The organism is Streptomyces sp. NPDC058685 (assembly GCF_042714725.1).
In the GTDB taxonomy this organism is placed as follows: Bacteria; Actinomycetota; Actinomycetes; order Streptomycetales; family Streptomycetaceae; genus Streptomyces.
Map to the genome: position 1 here is coordinate 40,197 of NZ_JBHXSL010000046.1, position 19,160 is coordinate 59,356.

Annotated in this window: 22 protein-coding genes; 5 read left to right on the top strand and 17 right to left on the bottom strand. The window is 71.7% G+C overall.

Annotated elements, in window-relative coordinates; genetic code table 11:
- Positions 1 to 6 precede the first annotated feature (6 nt).
- The 6 genes from trpC to hisI all read right to left on the bottom strand — a co-directional run bounded on the left by trpC (position 7) and on the right by hisI (position 4,461).
- Positions 7 to 816 carry an indole-3-glycerol phosphate synthase TrpC gene (trpC, locus tag ACFWU3_RS28575; RefSeq protein ID WP_384443469.1) on the bottom strand — a complete coding sequence of 270 codons (810 nt, stop codon included), beginning with the start codon at positions 814 to 816 and terminating at the stop codon, positions 7 to 9.
- Between the two features lie 145 nt (positions 817 to 961).
- Positions 962 to 1,393, bottom strand: coding sequence for a DUF2752 domain-containing protein (locus ACFWU3_RS28580; RefSeq protein WP_384443471.1), 432 nt, complete (start codon positions 1,391 to 1,393; stop codon positions 962 to 964).
- A gap of 92 nt (positions 1,394 to 1,485) precedes the next feature.
- A complete protein-coding gene (locus ACFWU3_RS28585) occupies positions 1,486 to 1,761 on the bottom strand; it encodes an HGxxPAAW family protein (RefSeq protein WP_384443473.1) in 276 nt (91 codons plus the stop codon).
- Positions 1,762 to 1,894: 133 nt separating this feature from the next.
- Entirely contained in the window at positions 1,895 to 2,539 is a 645-nt protein-coding gene (locus tag ACFWU3_RS28590) for a TIGR02234 family membrane protein (protein WP_384443475.1), read from the bottom strand.
- A 15-nt stretch (positions 2,540 to 2,554) separates the two neighbouring features.
- Positions 2,555 to 4,084: an anthranilate synthase component I gene (locus tag ACFWU3_RS28595; protein ID WP_384443477.1), complete on the bottom strand. Its 1,530-nt coding sequence runs from the start codon at positions 4,082 to 4,084 to the stop codon at positions 2,555 to 2,557.
- Positions 4,085 to 4,095: 11 nt separating this feature from the next.
- Positions 4,096 to 4,461 carry a phosphoribosyl-AMP cyclohydrolase gene (gene hisI / locus ACFWU3_RS28600; protein WP_313946911.1) on the bottom strand — a complete coding sequence of 122 codons (366 nt, stop codon included), beginning with the start codon at positions 4,459 to 4,461 and terminating at the stop codon, positions 4,096 to 4,098.
- A gap of 84 nt (positions 4,462 to 4,545) precedes the next feature.
- On the opposite strand from hisI, the gene ACFWU3_RS28605 reads away from it, so the two are divergent.
- Positions 4,546 to 5,181: a TIGR03085 family metal-binding protein gene (locus ACFWU3_RS28605; protein ID WP_384443479.1), complete on the top strand. Its 636-nt coding sequence runs from the start codon at positions 4,546 to 4,548 to the stop codon at positions 5,179 to 5,181.
- Between the two features lie 24 nt (positions 5,182 to 5,205).
- Here the strand turns inward: ACFWU3_RS28605 and ACFWU3_RS28610 are convergent, their stop codons facing one another.
- The 11 genes from ACFWU3_RS28610 to hisD form a co-directional block, all read right to left on the bottom strand.
- The gene (locus ACFWU3_RS28610) at positions 5,206 to 6,477 is read right to left on the bottom strand and encodes an MFS transporter (RefSeq protein WP_384443481.1); all 1,272 of its coding nucleotides are present in this window, start codon (positions 6,475 to 6,477) and stop codon (positions 5,206 to 5,208) included.
- Positions 6,478 to 6,514: 37 nt separating this feature from the next.
- Positions 6,515 to 7,105 carry an ArsR/SmtB family transcription factor gene (locus ACFWU3_RS28615; RefSeq protein WP_384443483.1) on the bottom strand — a complete coding sequence of 197 codons (591 nt, stop codon included), beginning with the start codon at positions 7,103 to 7,105 and terminating at the stop codon, positions 6,515 to 6,517.
- A gap of 160 nt (positions 7,106 to 7,265) precedes the next feature.
- Positions 7,266 to 8,471 carry a cytochrome P450 gene (locus tag ACFWU3_RS28620; protein WP_384443485.1) on the bottom strand — a complete coding sequence of 402 codons (1,206 nt, stop codon included), beginning with the start codon at positions 8,469 to 8,471 and terminating at the stop codon, positions 7,266 to 7,268.
- 213 nt (positions 8,472 to 8,684) lie between these two features.
- The gene (gene hisF / locus ACFWU3_RS28625; protein WP_313946906.1) at positions 8,685 to 9,440 is read right to left on the bottom strand and encodes an imidazole glycerol phosphate synthase subunit HisF; all 756 of its coding nucleotides are present in this window, start codon (positions 9,438 to 9,440) and stop codon (positions 8,685 to 8,687) included.
- A complete protein-coding gene (locus ACFWU3_RS28630; RefSeq protein ID WP_384443488.1) occupies positions 9,437 to 9,835 on the bottom strand; it encodes a RidA family protein in 399 nt (132 codons plus the stop codon). The genes hisF and ACFWU3_RS28630 overlap by 4 nt, the downstream gene beginning before the upstream one ends.
- Positions 9,832 to 10,557 carry a bifunctional 1-(5-phosphoribosyl)-5-((5-phosphoribosylamino)methylideneamino)imidazole-4-carboxamide isomerase/phosphoribosylanthranilate isomerase PriA gene (gene priA / locus ACFWU3_RS28635; RefSeq protein WP_313946904.1) on the bottom strand — a complete coding sequence of 242 codons (726 nt, stop codon included), beginning with the start codon at positions 10,555 to 10,557 and terminating at the stop codon, positions 9,832 to 9,834. The genes ACFWU3_RS28630 and priA overlap by 4 nt, the downstream gene beginning before the upstream one ends.
- Entirely contained in the window at positions 10,557 to 11,198 is a 642-nt protein-coding gene (hisH, locus tag ACFWU3_RS28640; protein ID WP_384443490.1) for an imidazole glycerol phosphate synthase subunit HisH, read from the bottom strand. Before hisH ends, priA begins: the two co-directional genes overlap by 1 nt.
- Positions 11,195 to 11,362 (bottom strand): hypothetical protein, encoded by a 168-nt coding sequence (locus ACFWU3_RS28645; protein ID WP_313946902.1) that lies wholly within the window; start codon positions 11,360 to 11,362, stop codon positions 11,195 to 11,197. The genes hisH and ACFWU3_RS28645 overlap by 4 nt, the downstream gene beginning before the upstream one ends.
- Complete coding sequence (gene hisB / locus ACFWU3_RS28650; RefSeq protein ID WP_313946901.1) at positions 11,359 to 11,952, bottom strand: imidazoleglycerol-phosphate dehydratase HisB; 594 nt, start codon at positions 11,950 to 11,952, stop codon at positions 11,359 to 11,361. Before hisB ends, ACFWU3_RS28645 begins: the two co-directional genes overlap by 4 nt.
- On the bottom strand, positions 11,949 to 13,070 hold the full coding sequence (locus tag ACFWU3_RS28655) for a histidinol-phosphate transaminase (RefSeq protein ID WP_384443492.1): 1,122 nt from the start codon (positions 13,068 to 13,070) through the stop codon (positions 11,949 to 11,951). Before ACFWU3_RS28655 ends, hisB begins: the two co-directional genes overlap by 4 nt.
- Entirely contained in the window at positions 13,067 to 14,416 is a 1,350-nt protein-coding gene (hisD, locus tag ACFWU3_RS28660; RefSeq protein WP_384443494.1) for a histidinol dehydrogenase, read from the bottom strand. Before hisD ends, ACFWU3_RS28655 begins: the two co-directional genes overlap by 4 nt.
- A gap of 149 nt (positions 14,417 to 14,565) precedes the next feature.
- Here hisD and ACFWU3_RS28665 point away from each other — a divergent pair, with 149 nt between their 5' ends.
- The 4 genes from ACFWU3_RS28665 (at position 14,566) to ybaK (ending at position 18,555) form a co-directional block, all read left to right on the top strand.
- A complete protein-coding gene (locus ACFWU3_RS28665; protein WP_384443496.1) occupies positions 14,566 to 16,167 on the top strand; it encodes an oxidoreductase in 1,602 nt (533 codons plus the stop codon).
- A gap of 102 nt (positions 16,168 to 16,269) precedes the next feature.
- Positions 16,270 to 17,292 carry a hypothetical protein gene (locus tag ACFWU3_RS28670; protein ID WP_384443498.1) on the top strand — a complete coding sequence of 341 codons (1,023 nt, stop codon included), beginning with the start codon at positions 16,270 to 16,272 and terminating at the stop codon, positions 17,290 to 17,292.
- Positions 17,293 to 17,303: 11 nt separating this feature from the next.
- On the top strand, positions 17,304 to 18,044 hold the full coding sequence (locus tag ACFWU3_RS28675) for an LON peptidase substrate-binding domain-containing protein (protein WP_384443499.1): 741 nt from the start codon (positions 17,304 to 17,306) through the stop codon (positions 18,042 to 18,044).
- Between the two features lie 16 nt (positions 18,045 to 18,060).
- Complete coding sequence (ybaK, locus tag ACFWU3_RS28680; protein ID WP_352209271.1) at positions 18,061 to 18,555, top strand: Cys-tRNA(Pro) deacylase; 495 nt, start codon at positions 18,061 to 18,063, stop codon at positions 18,553 to 18,555.
- The last annotated feature ends 605 nt before the right edge of the window (positions 18,556 to 19,160 follow it).

Sequence of the window (19,160 nt, forward strand, 5' to 3'; positions counted from 1 at the left end):
CGGGTGTCAGCTCCTGCCGTGCCGCAGCGCCGGGTGGGCGCCCGCGGCGACGAGGTCGGCGACGGCCGCCTTCGGGTCCCGGCCGGTGACCAGGGACTCTCCGACCAGTACGGCGTCGGCGCCGGCGTTGGCGTAGGCGATCAGGTCGTGCGGACCGCGCACACCGGACTCGGCGACCTTGACGATGTGGGCCGGGATCTCGGGGGCGAGCCGTTCGAAGGTGCCCCGGTCGACCTTGAGGGTCTTCAGATCGCGGGCATTGACTCCGATGATCTTCGCGCCGGCGTCCACCGCACGCTCGACCTCGTCCTCGTCGTGCACCTCGACCAGCGGCGTGAGCCCGATCGACTCGGCGCGTTCGATGAGGGAGACCAGGGCCTCCTGCTCCAGGGCGGCGACGATCAGCAGGATGACGTCGGCGCCGTAGGCGCGGGCCTCCCACAGCTGGTACGCCGTGACGATGAAGTCCTTGCGCAGCAGGGGCACGTCGACCCGGGCGCGGACCGCCTCCAGATCGGCGAGCGAACCGCCGAAGCGGCGCTCCTCGGTCAGGACGGAGATGAGGGCGGCGCCCCCGGCCTCGTAGTCCGCGGCGAGCGCGGCGGGGTCGGCGATCGCGGCGAGCGCGCCCTTGGAGGGGCTGGAGCGCTTCACCTCGCAGATCACCTGGACGCCCTCGCCGCGCAGTGCGGCGACCCCGTCCTTGGCGGCGGGAGCCTTGGCGGCGCGCTCCTTGAGCTCGTCGAGGCTGACGCGCGCCTGCCGCTCTGCGAGGTCGGCGCGTACGCCTTCGATGATCTCGTCGAGCACACTCACGCGAGCGGCCCCCTTCCGGGACGGTGATGGTTCAGGATCAGCCATGTCGATGGTATCCGCAGGAGGCCCTCGGCCTCGCATCCGGTTGACGCCTGTCCCACTACCTGGGACTTCGACGCCTCCCCGGCACCGGCCGGGCGGCCCCTCACGGCGCCAGCGCAGAGCCGAACGGCAGGTTCCGCACCACGCTGAAGACCAGCAGTACGGCGCCGAGCGACCACCACCACACGGGGGCGACGGCGATCCGCATCGGCACGCCGCGGACGGCGCGAATCAGCCACAGGGCCATCACCACGGCGAAGACGCCGTAGCCGACGACGGCGACGGCGTTGGCCCCGAGGGCCGCCGTCAGATCGCCGTGCGCGAAGGCGTGGGCGCTGCGCAGACCGCCGCAGCCCGGGCAGTAGATCCCGGTGAGCCGCAGGAGCGGGCAGACCGGGTAGTGGCCCGGTTCGTTGGGGTCGACCGCGCCGACGTAGGCGAAGGCGGCGGCGACTCCCGCGAGGGCGGCCGCGGGGGCGGCGAGACGTCGCGCGAGCGGGGCGGGCCCGGGAGCGGATGTGGCGGGAGAAGGCATGGCGTCCACCCCGTGATTGTCTCCGTCGGAACGCAAAGGCGCAGCCCGGCCTCGGCCGGTCTGCGCCCTTGTGTCGTGAGGTCCTGGCGGTGTCAGGCGGAGGTCTGCGCCGAGGCGGGCTGCGCGGTGGCGGTGGCCGCCTGCGCACGGGCCCGCTCCTGGGCGGCCTTCTCGGCCTTCGGCATACCGAGACCGGCGGCCCTCATCGCGAGGCCGACCAGACCGCCGGCGACGACGACGCCCATGCCGGCCCAGAAGCCGAGCGGGTTGGCCGCGACCATGAAGACTCCGGCGATGCAGAAGCCGATGAAAGCGATGATGACACCGGTCCAGGCGGCCGGGGTGTGTCCGTGGGCGCTGCCCGCCATGAGTTGCTCCTCGTTGCCGTTGCTCTGTGGTGAGCTGTTGCTCGATGGTGAGCCGGTAGCTCACCTGCCATTGTCCCGTACGCCGTGTCGTGCCCTGTGCCAGGGGTGGCGGTCACGTCTCGGCCCCGGGGGGTCATGTCCCGCGGGTCGGGTCCTCGCCGCGGTCCAGTGCCTTCCAGAGGTCCTCGGGGCGGTCGGGGTCGACGACCGGCGCCTTGCGGGGCCTCGGGGTGCCGTCCCGCTCGTAGCGGCCCGACATGGCGGGCCACTGCCTGCCGTAACGGAGCGCGAGCAGTCCGGCGAGCAGGATCAGCAGACCGCCGGCCGCGGTCACATAGGGCCAGGCGGTGTGGGTGAGTGCGCCGACCGTGGCGGCGGTGTCGCCGGTGGTCGTCGCGGCCTTCTCGTCCAGGGCCGCGCTGTCGGACGCGCCCAGGAAGGCGGTGACGGCCGCACCGGCGCCGCTGAGGGCGAGCAGCCCGGCCACCAGGAACCGGCCGGCTCTGCGGACGGCGAAGACCGCGACGAGCGCGGCCAGGCCGACGATGGCGAGGGCGGTGGGCACTCCGGTGACGTCGCTGCCGTCGGCGTCGAGCGGCACGCTGCCGCCACCGACGGCCGCCGTTCCCTCGGCCCAGATCTGGCCGGAGGCGAGCAGGACGACGGTGGCGCCGGCGGCGCCGAGAACAAGTGCTGCGCCGAGGCTGCGGCGGCTGCTGTGGGCGGACGCGGCGGATGCCGATTCGGCGCGGGGCTGGGGTACAGGTACAGCACTCACGACCCCTACTATCCCTTACCGCCCGGTGTGGCCGTTCAGCCGGTTGGCCGTATGGACGGCGCGGAGCACCGCGGCCGCCTTGTTGCGGCACTCGGTGTCCTCGGCGACCGGATCGGAGTCGGCCACGACACCCGCTCCGGCCTGCACGAACGCGGTTCCGTCGCGCAGTACGGCGGTACGGATGGCGATCGCGGTGTCCGAGTCGCCGGCGAAGTCGAGATAACCGACACATCCGCCGTAGAGCCCGCGCCGCGAGGGTTCGAGCTCGTCGATGATCTGCATCGCGCGGGGCTTGGGCGCCCCCGAGAGGGTGCCGGCGGGGAAGCAGGCGGTGAGCACGTCGAAGGCGGTGCTGCCCGCGGCGACCCGGCCGGTCACGGTCGAGACGATGTGCATGACGTGGGAGTAGCGCTCGATCGACATGAAGTCGACGACCTCGACGCTGCCCGGCTCGCAGACCCGGCCGAGGTCGTTGCGGCCGAGGTCGACGAGCATCAGGTGCTCGGCGCGCTCCTTGGGGTCGGCGAGCAGTTCGTCGCCGAGCGCCTGGTCCTCCTGCGGGGTCGCCCCGCGCGGCCGGGTGCCCGCGATGGGGTGGACCATGGCGTGCCCGTCCTCGACCTTGACCAGGGCCTCGGGGCTGGAGCCGACGACGTCGAAGCCGTCGAAGCGGAAGAGGTACATGTACGGGCTCGGGTTGGTGGCCCGCAGCACCCGGTAGACGTCGAGGGCGCTCGCCGCGCAGGGGGTCTCGAACCGCTGCGAGGGGACGACCTGGAACGCCTCGCCGGCCCGGATCCGCTCCTTGATGTCCTCGACGGCGGCCTGGTAGTCGGGCCCGCCCCACGGGACGGTGAAGTCGGGGAGCTCGGAGGGCGGCAGTACGGCGGGGGCGGAGGCCAGCGGCCGCGCGAGGTCGGCCTCCATGGCGTCGAGCCGGGCGACGGCGTCCGTGTACGCCTCGTCGACACCCGTGTCGAGGTCGTTGTGGTTGATCGCGTTGGCGATCAGCACGACGGTGCCGTCCCAGTGGTCGAGCACGGCGAGGTCCGAGGTGAGCAGCATCGTCAGCTCGGGGAGCTTCAGGTCGTCGCGCTCCCCCGGACCGATCTTCTCCAGCCTGCGGACGATGTCGTAGCCGAGGTAGCCGACCATCCCGCCGGTGAAGGGCGGCATGCCGGACGCCGGGTCACTCGTGTGGGTCCCTGCTACGTCGCCGGGCGTAAGGGGAGTGTGCAGGGTCTCGACGGTGGCGCGCAGGGCGGCGAGCGGGTCACCGTCCGTGGGGACGCCGACGGGCGGGGTGCCGAGCCAGTGCGTGCGGCCGTCCCGCTCGGTGAGGGTGGCGGCGCTGCGGACCCCGACGAAGGAGTAGCGGGACCAGGACCGCCCGTTCTCGGCGGACTCCAGCAGGAAGGTGCCGGGACGTTCGGCGGCCAGCTTGCGGTAGAGCCCGACCGGGGTGTCGCCGTCGACCAGGAGCCTGCGGCTGACGGGGATGACGCGGCGGTCGGCGGCCAGCTTCCGGAAGGTGTCGAGATCCATGGCGGCTGAGCCTACTTGCCGAGCGGGAGCACGTCGGCGTCGAAGCAGGTGCGGTCGCCGGTGTGGCAGGCGGCCCCGATCTGGTCGACCTTGACGAGGATGGCGTCGGCGTCGCAGTCGAGGGCGACGGACTTGACGTGCTGGACGTGGCCCGACGTGTCGCCCTTGACCCAGTACTCCTGGCGGCTGCGCGACCAGTAGGTGCACCGGCCGGTGGTCAGCGTGCGGTGGAGGGCCTCGTCGTCCATCCATCCGAGCATGAGCACCTCACCGGTGTCGTACTGCTGGGCGATGGCCGGGAGGAGCCCGCCGGCGTCACGCTTGAGGCGTTCGGCGACGGCGGGATCGAGGGAGCTGGCGGGGACACTGCTGGTCATACGGCCATTGTGCCGTGTTGTGGGCGCGCGATGGACGGTATGTCCACTGGGCGGACCGTGTGCCGCCGCCGTAGGCTGGCGGACATGTCGACCCATGCGAAGCGTGAACGACTTCTGCTCGCCGATCTGTTGGAGGCGGCGGGCCCCGATGCCGCCACTCTGTGCGACGGCTGGACGACCCGGGATCTCGCTGCCCATGTGGTGGTGCGTGAGCGACGGCCCGACGCGGCCGGCGGGATCATGATTCCGCTGCTCAAGAGCCGGCTCGAGCGGGTGATGGCCGAGTTCACGGCCAAGCCGTACGACGAGCTGATCCGGCTGATCCGCACCGGGCCGCCGCGGATCTCGCCGTACGGCATCAAACAGGTGGACGAGGCCGCGAACACGGTCGAGTTCTTCGTGCACGCAGAGGATGTGCGCCGGGCGCAGCCCGACTGGACGCCGCGCACGCTGGACCGGGTCTTCGAGGACGCGCTGTGGTCGCGGCTGGAGAAGGTGGCCCGGCTGCTGGGCCGCAAGGCCCCGGTGGGCCTGGTGCTGCGGCGGCCGGACGGCCAGACCGCGGTCGGTCATCGCGGCACGCCGGTGGTCACGGTCACCGGTGAGCCGGGTGAGCTGACGGTCTTCGCGTTCGGCCGGCAGGAAGCGGCGCAGGTGGAGCTGGAGGGCGACAAGGACGCGGTGGCCCGGCTGCGAGACATGGGCCGGCTCGGAATGTAGCGGGGTCCTCGCGGTGCGGCGGGGTCAGCGCACGAGTTCGGCACGGCGGACGGCCGGGGTGAGGAGCCCGACGGCCGCACCCGTCATGCTGATGGCGCCGAAGGCGAGGAAGACGGGCACGGTGCCGAAGCTGTCGCTCGCGAACCCGAAGACGGGGTACGCGAGCGGGGCGATGCCCACACTCGTGAGCGCCATGACCGAGCTGACCCGGCCGAGGTAGGCCGGGTCGGTCGCACTCTGGATCAGCGCGATCGCCAGTCCCCCGCAGACGCCCGCGACCAGGCCCGTGGCGCCCGCGAGGGCGACGGCCGTGACCAGCCCGGGCGCCAGCGCCAGTGAGCCGAGGGCGGCGCTGCCGACGACGAGGGCCGCGATCTGGACCGCCCCGGCGCGCGGCAGCCGGCGGGCCACGGTGAGCAGCAGGGCACCCGCTCCGGCGCCGGCTCCGAAGGCGGCGACGATCCAGCCGACGCCCGAGGGCCCCCAGCCGCGCTCGTCGGCGAGCAGGACCAGGCCGACGTTCAGCGGCGGGATGGCTCCGAGTTCGCTGAGGGCTCCGGAGAGGACGAGCGGGCCGATCAGCGGATGGCGGCGGATGTGGCGCAGTCCGCCGCGCAACTGCTGCCAGGGGGTTTCGCCCCGGTCCTCGCCGACGCCGCCGGGCAGCGGTGCGATCCGTACGGCGACGAGCAGGACCAGCGAGAGCGCGAACAGGCATCCGGCGACACCGAAGGCGGCCGCGGGTCCCCCGGTCCCCATCGCGAACCCGGCGAGCGGCGGCCCGGTGGTGGTGCCGACGCGCTGCACGAGGGCGCGCAGTCCCTGGACACGTACGAGCCGGCCGGCGTCGGTGATGCGGGGCGGCAGGGCACCGACCGCGGGCAGGAACAGGGCGTCGACCGTGCCGAAGACGAGGGCCGCGGCGATCAGCAGCCACAGTCCGGGTGTGGCGAGGGCGAGCCCGCCGGCGACGGCGAGGATCACGACGCATCGGACGGCGTCTGAGGCGATGACGACCCGGCGCGGGCCGAAACGGTCGGCGATCACTCCGCCGCCGAGCATGAGAAGCGCTCTGGGCACGGCTCCGGCAGCCATCACCATGCCGACCTGGGCGGGCCCGGCGATCTGGGCGGCGGCCCAGCCGAGCGCGAGGAAGTAGATGCTGTCGCCGACGAGGGAGGCGGCGTAGGCGCCGAGCCAGCGAAGGACGTTGCCGTCGCGGTGGGCGACGCGGGCCGGTATGCGAGGGCTGGACGTCTCGGTCGCGGTCGCGGTCACTCGGGCTCCTTCGCGCATTCCTTCGGGCAGGAGGACGCAGGCGTCGGCACGGGCGTCAGGGGCGGAAGGGGAATCCGTACAGGTGGACCGCGACGTGCTCGCGCCCGGCCGTGTCACCGCTCTCCTCGGCGGCGCGGCCCCGGTCGGTCCAACGGCGCATCAGCTCGCCGATCTCCTCGGCCATCTCCTGCAGTTCGGAGGAGGTGAGACGGGGGACGTACTCGCAGTTGAAGGCGGCGTCGGTCCACTCACGGGGCCAGGCGGCCTGCTGATCGAGGTAGGCCGCGTACCGCTCGGCGCGCGTGTCGACGAGCCTGCGGACGACGGTGCCGGCGACCGCCGCGCCCTCGGGGCCGTCGAAGTCCGAGGTCCGGAAGGAGAATCCCCGCTCGGTGGAGAGGCGCCACCAGCGCTCACGGCCGTCCTTGCCCGCCTCCGGCGCCTCCTCGATGAACCCGTGCTCGGCCATCTTGCGCAGGTGGTAGCTGACCAGCGAGACGGCCTCGTCGACCTGGTCGGCGAGGTGGGAGGCGGTGGCCGTGCGGGCCACGTGGAGCGCGCGGTAGAGCGTGATGCGCAGCGGGTGCGTGAAGACCTTGAGGGCCTCGACGTCGGTGATGCGCTGGGTCTCGTCGTGGTCGGCCATGACTCGACCGTAGATACGAAAGAGAAGTTGCGCAATAAGATTTGCGCAACTTCCCTTTCGTATCCTTGAGTCCTGACGGATCAGGGTCCTGACGGATCAGGGTCCTGATGGATCAGGGTCCTGACGGTCGGGTCGGGGGGCGGCGGTCAGCGCTTAGGCGTCACCAGCGCACCGGCAGCTTCCGCACGCCCCTGATCAACATCCCCGGCATCCAGGGAAGGTCCGCCACCCGCGCGTCGAGCGCGAGGCCGGGGAAGCGCTCCAGCAGTCCGCGGATCGCGATGCGGCCTTCGAGTCGGGCCAGCGGCGCGCCGAGGCAGTAGTGCAGACCGTGCCCGAAGGCGATGTGGCCGCGCGCGTCCCGGCGGATGTCGAACCGGTCCGGGTCCTTGAAGCGCGCCGGGTCGCGGTCGGCGTCCGCCATCGCGATCAGGACCGTGGAGCCGGCCGGGATGGTGACGCCCTCCATCTCCACGTCCGCGAGAGCCAGTCGGTCCGTGCAGGCCTCCACCGGGCCGTCGTAGCGGAGCATCTCCTCGATCGCCCCGTCGAGCAGCGAGAAGTCCGTACGCAGCGCGGCGAGTTGGTCCGGATGCGCGAAGAGCGCGCGCATGCCGTTGCCGATGAGGTTGACCGTCGTCTCGTGCCCCGCGATGAGCAACAGGACGGACATGCCGATGAGTTCGTCCGGCGAGAGCCGGTCGCCACCCTCGTCCACGGCATGGATCATCGCGCTGAGCAGATCCTCACCCGGGTCCCGGCGCTTGGCCGCGATCAGCTCCCGGAGGTAGGCCGTGGTCTCCTGGTAGGCCTGCGCCTCAGCCTCCGGACTGGTGCGCGCGACCATCTCGTTGGACCAGCCGCGGAAGGCGTCGCGGTCCATCCCGGGCACGCCCAGCAGCTCACAGATGACGGTCATGGGCAACGGAAAGGCGAACGAGGCCACCAGGTCGGCCCGCCGCTCCTCCGTCGCCGTCATGGCGTCCAGCAGTTCGTCGGTGATCTGCTGGACGCGCGGCGCCAGCGCCTCGATGCGGCGCGGTGTGAACTCCCGTGCCACCAGCCGCCGCAGCCGGGTGTGGTCCGGCGGGTCGGACATCAGCATGTGCGCGAGCGCCGGCTGGTCCTGGTCCGTGTTCACGATCTGGGTGATGTCACCGGACTTCAGCCAGTCCCGGCTCAGCCGGGGATCGGTGAAGGCGGTACGGCACGCCTCGTACCCGACGACGAGCCACAACTCCTCGCCGTCGGGGGCGCGGACGTGGTGGACGGGCCCCTCCGCGCGGAGCCGGGCGTAGACGGGATACGGGTCGCTCACGAAGTGCGGACTGAGTTCCGCGAGATCGGCAATGGGCCGGGTCACCATGCTGTTCCCCCTGTTCATCATGGGTCCAACGGCACGCTAACCCGGCCCACAGGAGGGACGGACGCCAGTTTTCGGACAGTTTGTCCCGAGTCTCGGACAGTTCGCCCGGCTGTCCCGGACCGTGGTCCAGGACAGTTCGCCCGGTATCCCGGACCGTGGTCCCGGACAGTTCGCCCGGTGGCCCAGACCACGGTCCCGGACCGTCGCCCGGCGTCAGCGCACGGGGTGACCGGATCCGCGCAGGGCTTCCTTCACCTCGGAGATCCGCAGATCGCCGAAGTGGAAGACGGAGGCCGCGAGGACGGCGTCCGCGCCGGAGTCGACCGCCGGGGCGAAGTCCGCCAGCCGGCCCGCGCCGCCGCTCGCGATCACGGGCACGGTGACATGCCTGCGCACCGCCGCGATCATCTCGGTGTCGTAGCCGTCCTTGGTGCCGTCGGCGTCCATCGAGTTGAGCAAGATCTCGCCCGCCCCCAACTCGGCGGCCCGGTGCGCCCATTCGACGGCGTCGATGCCGGTCCCCTCACGGCCGCCGTGCGTGGTGACCTCGAACGACCCGGACGCGGTACGCCGGGCGTCCACCGACAGCACCAGCACCTGCCGGCCGAAGCGCTCGGCGATCTCACGGATCAGCTCGGGCCGGGCGATCGCCGCCGTGTTGACGCCCACCTTGTCGGCGCCCGCCCGCAGCAGCTTGTCGACGTCCTCCGCCGAGCGGACACCGCCGCCGACGGTGAGCGGGATGAAGACCTGCTCGGCGGTGCGCCGCACCACGTCGTACGTCGTCTCCCGGTTGCCCGAGGAGGCCGTGATGTCGAGGAAGGTGAGCTCGTCGGCGCCCTCGGCGTCGTACAGCTTCGCCATCTCGACGGGGTCGCCGGCATCGCGCAGGTTCTGGAAGTTGATCCCCTTGACGACCCGTCCGTTGTCCACGTCCAGACAGGGGATGACACGGACCGCGAGGCTCATCCGGCACCTCCCCGGTACGCCTCGACCTCCACCTCGACGACCAGGCTCGGGTCGACGAAGCCGGAGACGATGATCATGGACGCGGCGGGGCGGACCTCACCGAACAGCTCCTTGTGCGCACGGCCGACGTCCTCCACGTCACGGGCGTGCGTGAGGTACATGCGCGTCCGCACCACGTGCTCCCGGCCGAGGCCGAGCTCCTTCAGCGCGTCGATGGCGACACCGAAGGCGGTGACCGCCTGCTCGTAGGGGCCGCCCGCGGAGATCTGGCCGCCGACGGTCGACGTGCAGCCGGAGACGAGGACCAGACCGGTCGGCAGCTCGACGGCGCGGGAGTAGCCGAAGGACTCCTCCCACGGGTTCTCCGAGGCGAGACGGCGTACGGAGTCGGTCATGCCGACACCGCCGCGAGCGCCTCTTCCAGGGTGAACGCCTTGGCGTACAACGCCTTTCCGACGATCGCGCCCTCGACACCGGCGGGGACCAGCGAGGAGAGAGCCCGCAGATCGTCGAGCGAGGAGACACCGCCGGAGGCGACGACCGGCTTGTCGGTGGCGGCGCAGACGTTCTTCAGGAGTTCCAGGTTGGGGCCCTGGAGGGTGCCGTCCTTGGCGATGTCGGTGACGACGTACCGCGCGCAGCCCTCGGAGTCGAGGCGGGCCAGCGTCTCGTAGAGGTCGCCGCCGTCGCGGGTCCAGCCGCGGCCGCGCAGGGTCGTGCCCCGGACGTCCAGGCCGACCGCGATCTTGTCGCCGTGCTCGGCGATGACCTTGGCGACCCACTCCGGGGTCTCCAGGGCGGCCGTGCCGAGGTTGACCCGGGTGCAGCCGGTGGCGAGGGCCGCGGCGAGCGAGGCGTCGTCGCGGATGCCGCCGGACAGCTCCACCTTGATGTCCATGGCGCGCGCGACCTCGGCGATCAGCTCGCGGTTGTCGCCGGTGCCGAACGCGGCGTCCAGGTCGACGAGATGCAGCCATTCCGCGCCCGAGCGCTGCCAGGCCAGGGCGGCCTCCAGGGGGGAGCCGTAGGACGTCTCGGTGCCGGACTCGCCGTGCACCAGCCGGACGGCCTGGCCGTCGCGGACGTCGACTGCGGGAAGGAGTTCAAGCTTCGGCATTACAGCGTCTCGATCCAGTTGGTCAGCAGCTGGGCGCCGGCGTCGCCGGACTTCTCGGGGTGGAACTGGGTCGCCCACAGCGCGTTGTTCTCCACGGCTGCCACAAAGCGCTCGCCATGGGTGGCCCAGGTGATCTGGGGGGCGCGGATGGCGGGGTTGGTGACCTCCAGCTCCCACTCGTGCACGGCGTAGGAGTGCACGAAGTAGAACCGGGTGTCGTCGTCGGTGCCGGCGAACAGCTTGCTGCCGGCCGGTGCCTCGACGGTGTTCCAGCCCATGTGCGGGACGACGGGCGCCTTGAGCGGGCCGACCGTGCCGGGCCACTCGTCGAGGCCCTCGGTCTCCACGCCGTGCTCGATGCCGCGGCCGAACAGGATCTGCATGCCCACACAGATGCCCATGACGGGGCGGCCGCCGGAGAGCCGGCGGCCGATGATCCAGTCGCCGCGGGCGCGCTTGAGGCCGTCCATGCAGGCGGAGAACGCGCCGACGCCCGGGACGAGGAGCCCGTCGGCGTTCATCGCCGTGTCGAAGTCGCGGGTGATCTCGACGTCCGCGCCGACGCGGGCCAGCGCCCGCTCGGCGGAGCGGATGTTGCCGAATCCGTAGTCGAAGACGACGACCTTCTTGGCAGTGCTCATTCCCAGATCCCCTGGATCCGCAGGACACCGGCGACCAGGCACATCGCGGACCCGATACCGAGGAGCACGACGAGGCCCCGGGGCATGTCCTGCTTGATGAAGGAGTACACACCGCCGGCGAGGAAGAGCCCGACGACGATGAGGACGGTGGAGAGGCCGGTCACAGGGCACCCTTCGTGGACGGGAGGATGCCGGCCGCGCGCGGGTCGCGCTCGGACGCGTAACGCAGGGCACGGGCCAGCGCCTTGAACTGGCACTCCACGATGTGGTGCGCGTTGCGGCCGTACGGCACGTGGACGTGCAGCGCGATCTGGGCCTGGGCGACGAACGACTCCAGGATGTGCCGGGTCATCGTCGTGTCGTACTCGCCGATCATCGGCGCCATGTTCTCGGGCTCCGTGTGCACGAGGTACGGCCGCCCCGACAGGTCCACGGTGACCTGGGCGAGCGACTCGTCCAGCGGCACGGTGCAGTTGCCGAAGCGGTAGATGCCGACCTTGTCGCCGAGCGCCTGCTTGAAGGCGTTGCCGAGCGCGAGTGCGGTGTCCTCGATGGTGTGGTGCGAGTCGATGTGGAGGTCGCCCTCGGTCTTCACGGTGAGGTCGAACAGCCCGTGCCGGCCCAGCTGGTCGAGCATGTGGTCGTAGAAGCCGACCCCGGTCGCGACATCGACCTTCCCGGTGCCGTCGAGGTCGATCTCGACGACGACGGACGTCTCCTTGGTGGTGCGTTCGACCCGTCCTACGCGGCTCATGCGCTCTGCTCCTTCTTGCTGCGTTCCTTCATCAAAGCGCGAACCGCATCGAGGAACGCGTCGTTCTCTTCGGGGGTGCCGGCGGTGACCCGCAGCCATCCGGGTACGCCGTTGTCACGGACCAGGACGCCGTGGTCGAGGATCTGCCGCCATGCCTCATGCGCGTCGGGGAACCGTCCGAACTGCACGAAGTTGGCATCGGACTCGGTGACCTCGTACCCGATGGCGAGCAGCTCGGCGACCAGGCGGTCCCGCTCGGTCTTCAGCTGCTCGACGTACCCGAGCAGGGTATCGGTGTGTTCGAGGGCGGCGAGCGCGGTGGCCTGGGTGACGGCCGACAGGTGATACGGCAGGCGGACCAGCTGGACGGCGTCGACCACGGCGGGATCGGCGGCGAGATAGCCGAGGCGCAGTCCGGCGGCGCCGAACGCCTTGGACATGGTGCGGGACACCACCAGATTCGGCCGGCCCTCGATCAGCGGCAGCAGCGAGGGGCGGTGACTGAACTCCACGTACGCCTCGTCGACCACGACCAGGGACGGCTTGGCGGCCTGGGCCGCGTCGTACAGCGCGACGACGGTGTCGGCGTCGACCGCGGTGCCCGTGGGGTTGTTGGGCGAGGTGATGAAGACGACGTCCGGCCGGTGCTCGGCGACGGCCTCCCGGGCCGCCGCCACGTCGATGGTGAAGTCGGCGTGGCGCGGCCCGGAGATCCAGGCGGTGCCGGTGCCCCGGGAGATCAGGCCGTGCATCGAGTACGAGGGCTCGAAGCCGATGGCGACACGGCCCGGCCCGGCGAAGGTCTGGAGCAGTTGCTGGATGACCTCGTTGGAGCCGTTCGCCGCCCAGACGCCCGCGCGGCCCACCTCGTACCCGGTGGTGCGGGTGAGATAGCGGCCGAGCTCGGTGCGCAGCTCGACGGCGTCCCGGTCGGGGTAGCGGTTGAGGCCGCGGGCTGCCTCCCGGACCCGCTCGGTGATCCGGTCGACCAGCGCCTCGGGCAGCGGGTAGGGGTTCTCGTTGGTGTTCAGCCGGACGGGCACGTCCAGTTGGGGCGCGCCGTAGGGGGACTTGCCGCGCAGCTCGTCCCTGATGGGGAGATCGTCGATGCCGGTCACCTCTGCGGCACCTTCCAGCCGAAACGCGCCTTCATGGCGGCGCCGTGCGCCGGCAGGTCCTCGGCCTCTGCGAGGGTGACCACGTGGTGGGTGACCTCGGCGAGGGCGTCGCGGCTGTAGTCCACGATGTGGATGCCGCGCAGGAACGACTGGACGGACAGACCCGAGGAGTGGCACGCGCAGCCGCCCGTCGGCAGCACGTGGTTGGAGCCCGCGCAGTAGTCGCCGAGGGAGACGGGAGCCCAGGGGCCGACGAAGATCGCTCCGGCGTTGCGGACGCGTGCGGCGACCGCGGCGGCGCCAGTGGTCTGGACCTCCAGGTGCTCGGCCCCGTAGGCGTTGACGACCCGCAGACCCGCCTCGATGTCGTCGACCAGGACGATCGCGGACTGCTTGCCCCCCAGGGCCGGCAGGATCCGGTCGGCCACGTGCTTGGTGGCCGCCACCTGCGGCTCCAGCTCCTTCTCGACCGCGTCGGCCAGCTCCGGGGAGTCGGTGACCAGCACGGCGGCGGCCATCGGGTCGTGCTCGGCCTGGCTGATCAGGTCGGCGGCGACGTGCACCGGGTCGGCGGTGTCGTCGGCGAGGACCGCGATCTCGGTCGGGCCGGCCTCGGTGTCGATGCCGATCCGTCCGGTGAAGTAGCGCTTGGCGGCGGCGACCCAGATGTTGCCCGGGCCGGTGACCATGTTGGCGGGGGCGCACCCGTCGGGTCCGGAGGTTCCGTACGCGAACATCGCGACGGCCTGGGCGCCGCCGGCCGCGTACACCTCGTCGATGCCGAGCAGCGCGCACGCGGCCAGGATCGTCGGGTGCGGACGGCCGCCTGCCGGGTCGCCGGCGAAGCGGGGCTTCTGCGGCGGGGACGCGAGCGCGATCGACTCGACACCCGCCTCCTGCGCCGGCACGACGTTCATGATCACGGAGGAGGGATAGACGGAACGGCCGCCAGGGGCGTAGAGCCCGACACGCTCCACCGGGACCCACTTCTCGGTGACCGTGCCGCCGGGAACGACTTGGGTGATGTGCTCGGCGCGGCGCTGCGCCCGGTGCACGATCCGGGCGCGCCGGATCGACTCCTCCAGCGCGGCCCTGACCTCGGGGTCGAGCTGCTCCAGGGCCTCGGTGAGCGCGGCGCGGGGCACCCTCACCTGCGTCAGCGTGACGCCGTCGAACTTCTCCGCGTAGTCGATCAGCGCCGCGGTGCCCCGATGATGCACGTCCTCGCAGATGGGCCGCACCTTCTCCAGGGCGGCTTCCACGTCGAACTCGGCACGGGGCAACAGGTCACGCAGAGCGGCGCCCTCGGGGAGGGCGTCGCCGCGCAGATCGATTCGAGAGATCACGCAGACAATTCTCTCAGACCGGGTACGGCCTCCGATCGTCCGTATCAATGGCTGATACACGCCACTCTTTTTGACCATGACCACATGCGTTCAGTTGGTTACTCAGCGGGAAGAACAGCTGTACGAGCCAAGGAAGCGGAGGAGCGGCAGTGACCGAGCCGCTGGACGACGGTCCTCCCGACGGGCTGAGCCCGCCCGAGGAACGCATGTGGAACGCCTTCCGGAACGGAAGCACATACGACCTGAGCGATCCCAATCCCCTGTTGAACGACCCCTTCTCGCCACGCCCCTGGGGTCCCGACCGCAGCGTCCGCGCGTCCATCGTCGCCCGGCTGCTGCTGAGCGGACCGACCGCCCGCCCCGGCCGGGTGGCCGCGCTGAAGCTGCGCGGGATCCAGATCACCGGCACCCTCAAGCTCGCCGGCGGCAGCATCGCCCCGTACGTCGAGCTGAACGGCTGCCGCTTCGAGAACGAACTGCTCATGCCCGAGGCACACTTCACCACTGTGCGCATGGTCGGCTGCGCCATCCCGCGGATCGAGGCGGCCCGGCTGCGCACCGAGGGCGATCTGCATCTGCCGCGCTGCCGCATCGAGCACGGCATCCGGCTCACGGACGCCCAGATAGGCACCGACCTGCTGATCAACCAGATCCATGTGCGGCCCGACCGCAGAGGCCGGGCGATCACCGCGGACGGCATGTCGGTCGCGCAGGACTTACAGGCGGAACTGATCGAGACGTACGGCGAGTTCAGCCTGCGCGGCGCGAAGGTCGGGGTCTCGCTCAGCCTGCGCGGCAGCAGACTGCGGGCCGCGGGCGAGCGCCGGGCGCTGAACGCACCCCAGCTCAGTGTGGAGCGGACGCTCTACATGACGGGCGCGTGGGTCAGCGAGGCCACCGGCAACCAGGGGACCACTCCCCCGTTCGGCACTCCGCGGGGCAGCACCGCGGCGCGCGGGACGAGACTTCAGCCGTTCGAGTGCCGGGGCGGGGTGCGTCTGGATGACGGCCGGTTCGGAGACGCGGTCGATCTGAACCGGGCGCGGTTCGTGCTGAACGCGCGCGAGGAGCTGTCGCTGCGCCGGATCGTGACACCGGAGCTGCGGTTCAGCGCCGAGCGGCCCGAGGAGGGCCGGGTCGTACTGAACGGCGCGAAGGTCGTGACCCTGATCGACATGGCGGCGAGCTGGCCGGGTCCCGGAGGCCTCGCGATGGGCGGGTTCGTCTACGAGAACCTCGTCCCGTACGAGGAGTTCCCGCTGAGCACACGGCTGCAATGGGTGGCATCGGCGACCCCCGAGTACTCCCCCGAGCCGTACGAACGCCTCGCGACCGTGCTGCGCAACAGCGGCGAGGACGAGGACGCCCGGGAGGTGCTGCTGGCCAAGCAGCGCAGACGCCGCGAGACGCTGCCGCTGGCCGGAAAGCTGTGGGGTCTGCTCCAGGACTGGACGGTGGCGTACGGCTACCGGCCAGGACGGGCCGCGCTGTGGATGGCGGTCCTGTGGGCGGCCGGCACGGTCGCCTTCTCCCAGGTGGAACCGGCGCCGATCAAGTCCGGGGAGCATCCGGAGTGGAACGCCCCGTTGTACGCGCTGGATCTGCTCGTGCCGGTGATCAATCTCGGCCAGGACGGCTACTGGCTGCTTGACAGCCGCTGGCAGTGGGCCGCCGCCGCGCTGGTGCTGTTGGGGTGGATTCTCGCCACGACGGTCGCAGCCGGCGCGTCCCGTCTCCTGCGGCGCGGCTGAGTCACTTTCTTTACGCTCTCTTGGCTTCCGTCAGGACAACCATCCGGCCGCCACCAAAGCTTCACAGCTATTCTCTGGCGCCGCCCCCACCTGCGGTTTTCAATGGTCCGCACCATGTCATTGCTCCGAGCCCTGATGCGCACCGCACGGAGGGTCCGCACTGCCCCGCGGATCGTCCACGGACTGCCGCCCGACCAGGCGGTTCTGCTCGACGCGCCCGATGAACGGCTCAGCCCTGCCCTCGTGGCGGCAGCGTTCGGGGAGTGGGAACCGGCCGCCAAACTGCTCGCGACCACACGGGAATCAGCCGATTGGGAGGACCGGGACCGCTACATCCTGCGGCTCGCCGCCTTCGCCCTGAACCGGGACGAATGGCTCACATCGTGGCTCGCCGTCGCGCCGCGCGACCCGGACGCGCTGGTTCTCAAGGCGGAGCTGGCCGTCCGCAGGGCCTGGGAATCGCCGGCGCGCGCCGAGCGGCTGCGCGAGGTCGGCCCGCTGCTGGACGCGGCGGCGGAGGGGGAACCGGACGATCCGGTGCCGTGGCGGATCGCCCTCGACCACGCGCGCGGTACGCATGCCACGCACACGGCGTTCGAGTCGCTGTGGGAGCAGGCCGTGCGACGCTCGTCGCACCACTACGGATGCCATGTCGCGGCGCTGAAGTACCTGTCCGCCCAGTGGTACGGCTCGCACCGCGAGTGCTTCGACTTCGCCGAGCAGGCCGCGGCGGACGCGCTGCCCGGCTCCCTGGTGCAGGCACTGCCGGTGCGGGCGGCCTTCGCGCAGCTGCTGAGCGGTGACACCAACTCCGTCCAGGACGACCGGATCGACGCGGCCGCCGACCTCGCGGTCGCCCTCTCGGCGGACTACGAGCCCGGTGACCCGTGGCCCGCGGAGATCCGCAACCTGACGGCGTACGTGCTGGCGGGACGGCGGCGCTGGGAACCCGCGCTGGAGCAGTTCCGGCTCATCGGGCCGTATGCCACATCCTTCCCGTGGAACCACCTCTCGGACGATCCGCTCGGCCGGTTCCTCGACGCACGGGACGCGGTACGGCTGGAGATCGCCTCCGCGAGACCTCTGCGGGCAAGGGCCGGACGAAGCGGGTCCGCGGACCATTAGGCTTGACCGTTGTGACCACCGCACGTCTCCCCCTCTTCCCGCTCAACTCGGTGCTGTTCCCGGGTCTCGTCCTGCCCCTGAACGTCTTCGAGGAGCGCTATCGCGCCCTCATGCGCGAACTGCTGAAGACGGACGAGTCCGAGCCGCGCCGTTTCGCCGTGGTCGCCATCCGCGACGGCCGCGAGGTCGCGCCGACGCTGCCCGGCATGCCGGACCAGACCGCTCTGCCGGAGCGCGGTCCCACGGCGGGCTTCGGCGACGACCCGTTCCAGGCCTTCCACTCGGTGGGCTGCATCGCCGACGCCGCCACCATCCGTGAGCGCGACGACGGCAGCTTCGAGGTGCTCGCCACCGGGACGACCCGGATCCGGCTGATCTCCATCGACGCGAGCGGCCCTTTCCTGACGGCCGAGGTGGAGGAGCTCCCGGAGGAGACCGGGGACGGCGCGGGAACGCTCGCCGAGGGTGTGCTGCGGGCCTTCCGCAGCTACCAGAAGCGGCTGGCGGGCGCCCGTGAGCGCTCGCTGTCGACGGGAGCGGACCTGCCCGACGAACCGTCGGTGGTGTCCTACCTGGTCGCGGCGGCGGCCGTGCTGGACACGCCGGCGAAGCAGCGGCTCCTGGAGGCGAAGGACACCGCGGCGCGGCTGCGCGAGGAACTGACCCTGCTACGCGCGGAGACCGCGGTGATCCGCCATCTTCCGTCGCTGCCCGCGGTCGATCTGACGCAGGCGCCGACGAGCCCCAACTGAACAGGAGCGCCTCAAGGTGGCGAAGAAGCCCAGGAAGCAGGGCGGCACACCCGCGACGGTCGCGCTGACCGCGGCGGGCACGGAGTTCACCGTGCACGAGTACGCGCACGACCCCGCGTCCGCGTCGTACGGCGAGGAGGCGGCCGAGGCGCTCGGGGTCTCCCCCGACCGGGTCTTCAAGACGCTCGTCGCGGACGTCGACGGCGAACTGACGGTCGCGGTGGTGCCGGTGGCGGGCAAGCTGGATCTCAAGGCCCTGGCCACGGCGGTCGGCGGCAAACGCGCGACGATGGCGGACCCGGCGGCGGCGGAACGCACGACGGGGTACGTCCGTGGCGGGATCTCGCCGCTGGGCCAGCGCAAGCGCCTGCCCACCGTGCTGGACGATTCGGCGGCCGGCCACCCCACGATCTGTGTCTCGGCGGGCCGCCGCGGCCTGGAGGTCGAACTCTCCCCGTCGGACCTGGCGGCCCTCACTTCCGCGGTACTGGCGCCGATCGGCCGCGCGTAGGGGCTCGACGGCAGGGGTCTCCTCGACTAGGACCATCCGTACGCGGAAGTCCGAGGAGGAGGTACAGCCTCATGTCCAAACGCACCCGCAAGCGCAAGTGGCGCACCCGTAAGTCCAACCACGGCCACCGCCCGGCATGACGCCCGCGCCCGCGCCGCGAAGGGCCGCCCTCGCGGGGCCTGCCGGCGGCGCGGGTGTGCGGGGGCTTCCGTGTGCGCGACGGCGGATCAGGCCCCGGTCAGGCGCCGTGGGCTCCGCCCGGGTCCACGGCCCCTGGGCGGGCCCGTAGACGAGCACCGGATGACCGGCCGCGCATCAGACGCCGGTCAGGCGTCGTGCCGCGGACCGGAGCGCAGTCCTTGCCGAGCCCCGGAGGGTCGCCCGCTCGCGGCGGGTGTGCTGCGGCTTCACCGCGGTGACCGGCGGCGGATCAGCCCTCGGGGCAGGCGCCGTGGGCTCCTGCCGGGTGACAGCGCCGGGCAGGCGCCGTGGCCTCCTGCCGGGTGACAGCGCCGGGCAGGCGCCGTGGCCTCCGGCCAGGTGACAGCGCCGGGCAGGCGCCGTGGCCTCCGGCCAGGTGACAGCGCCGGGAAGTCGACGTGGCC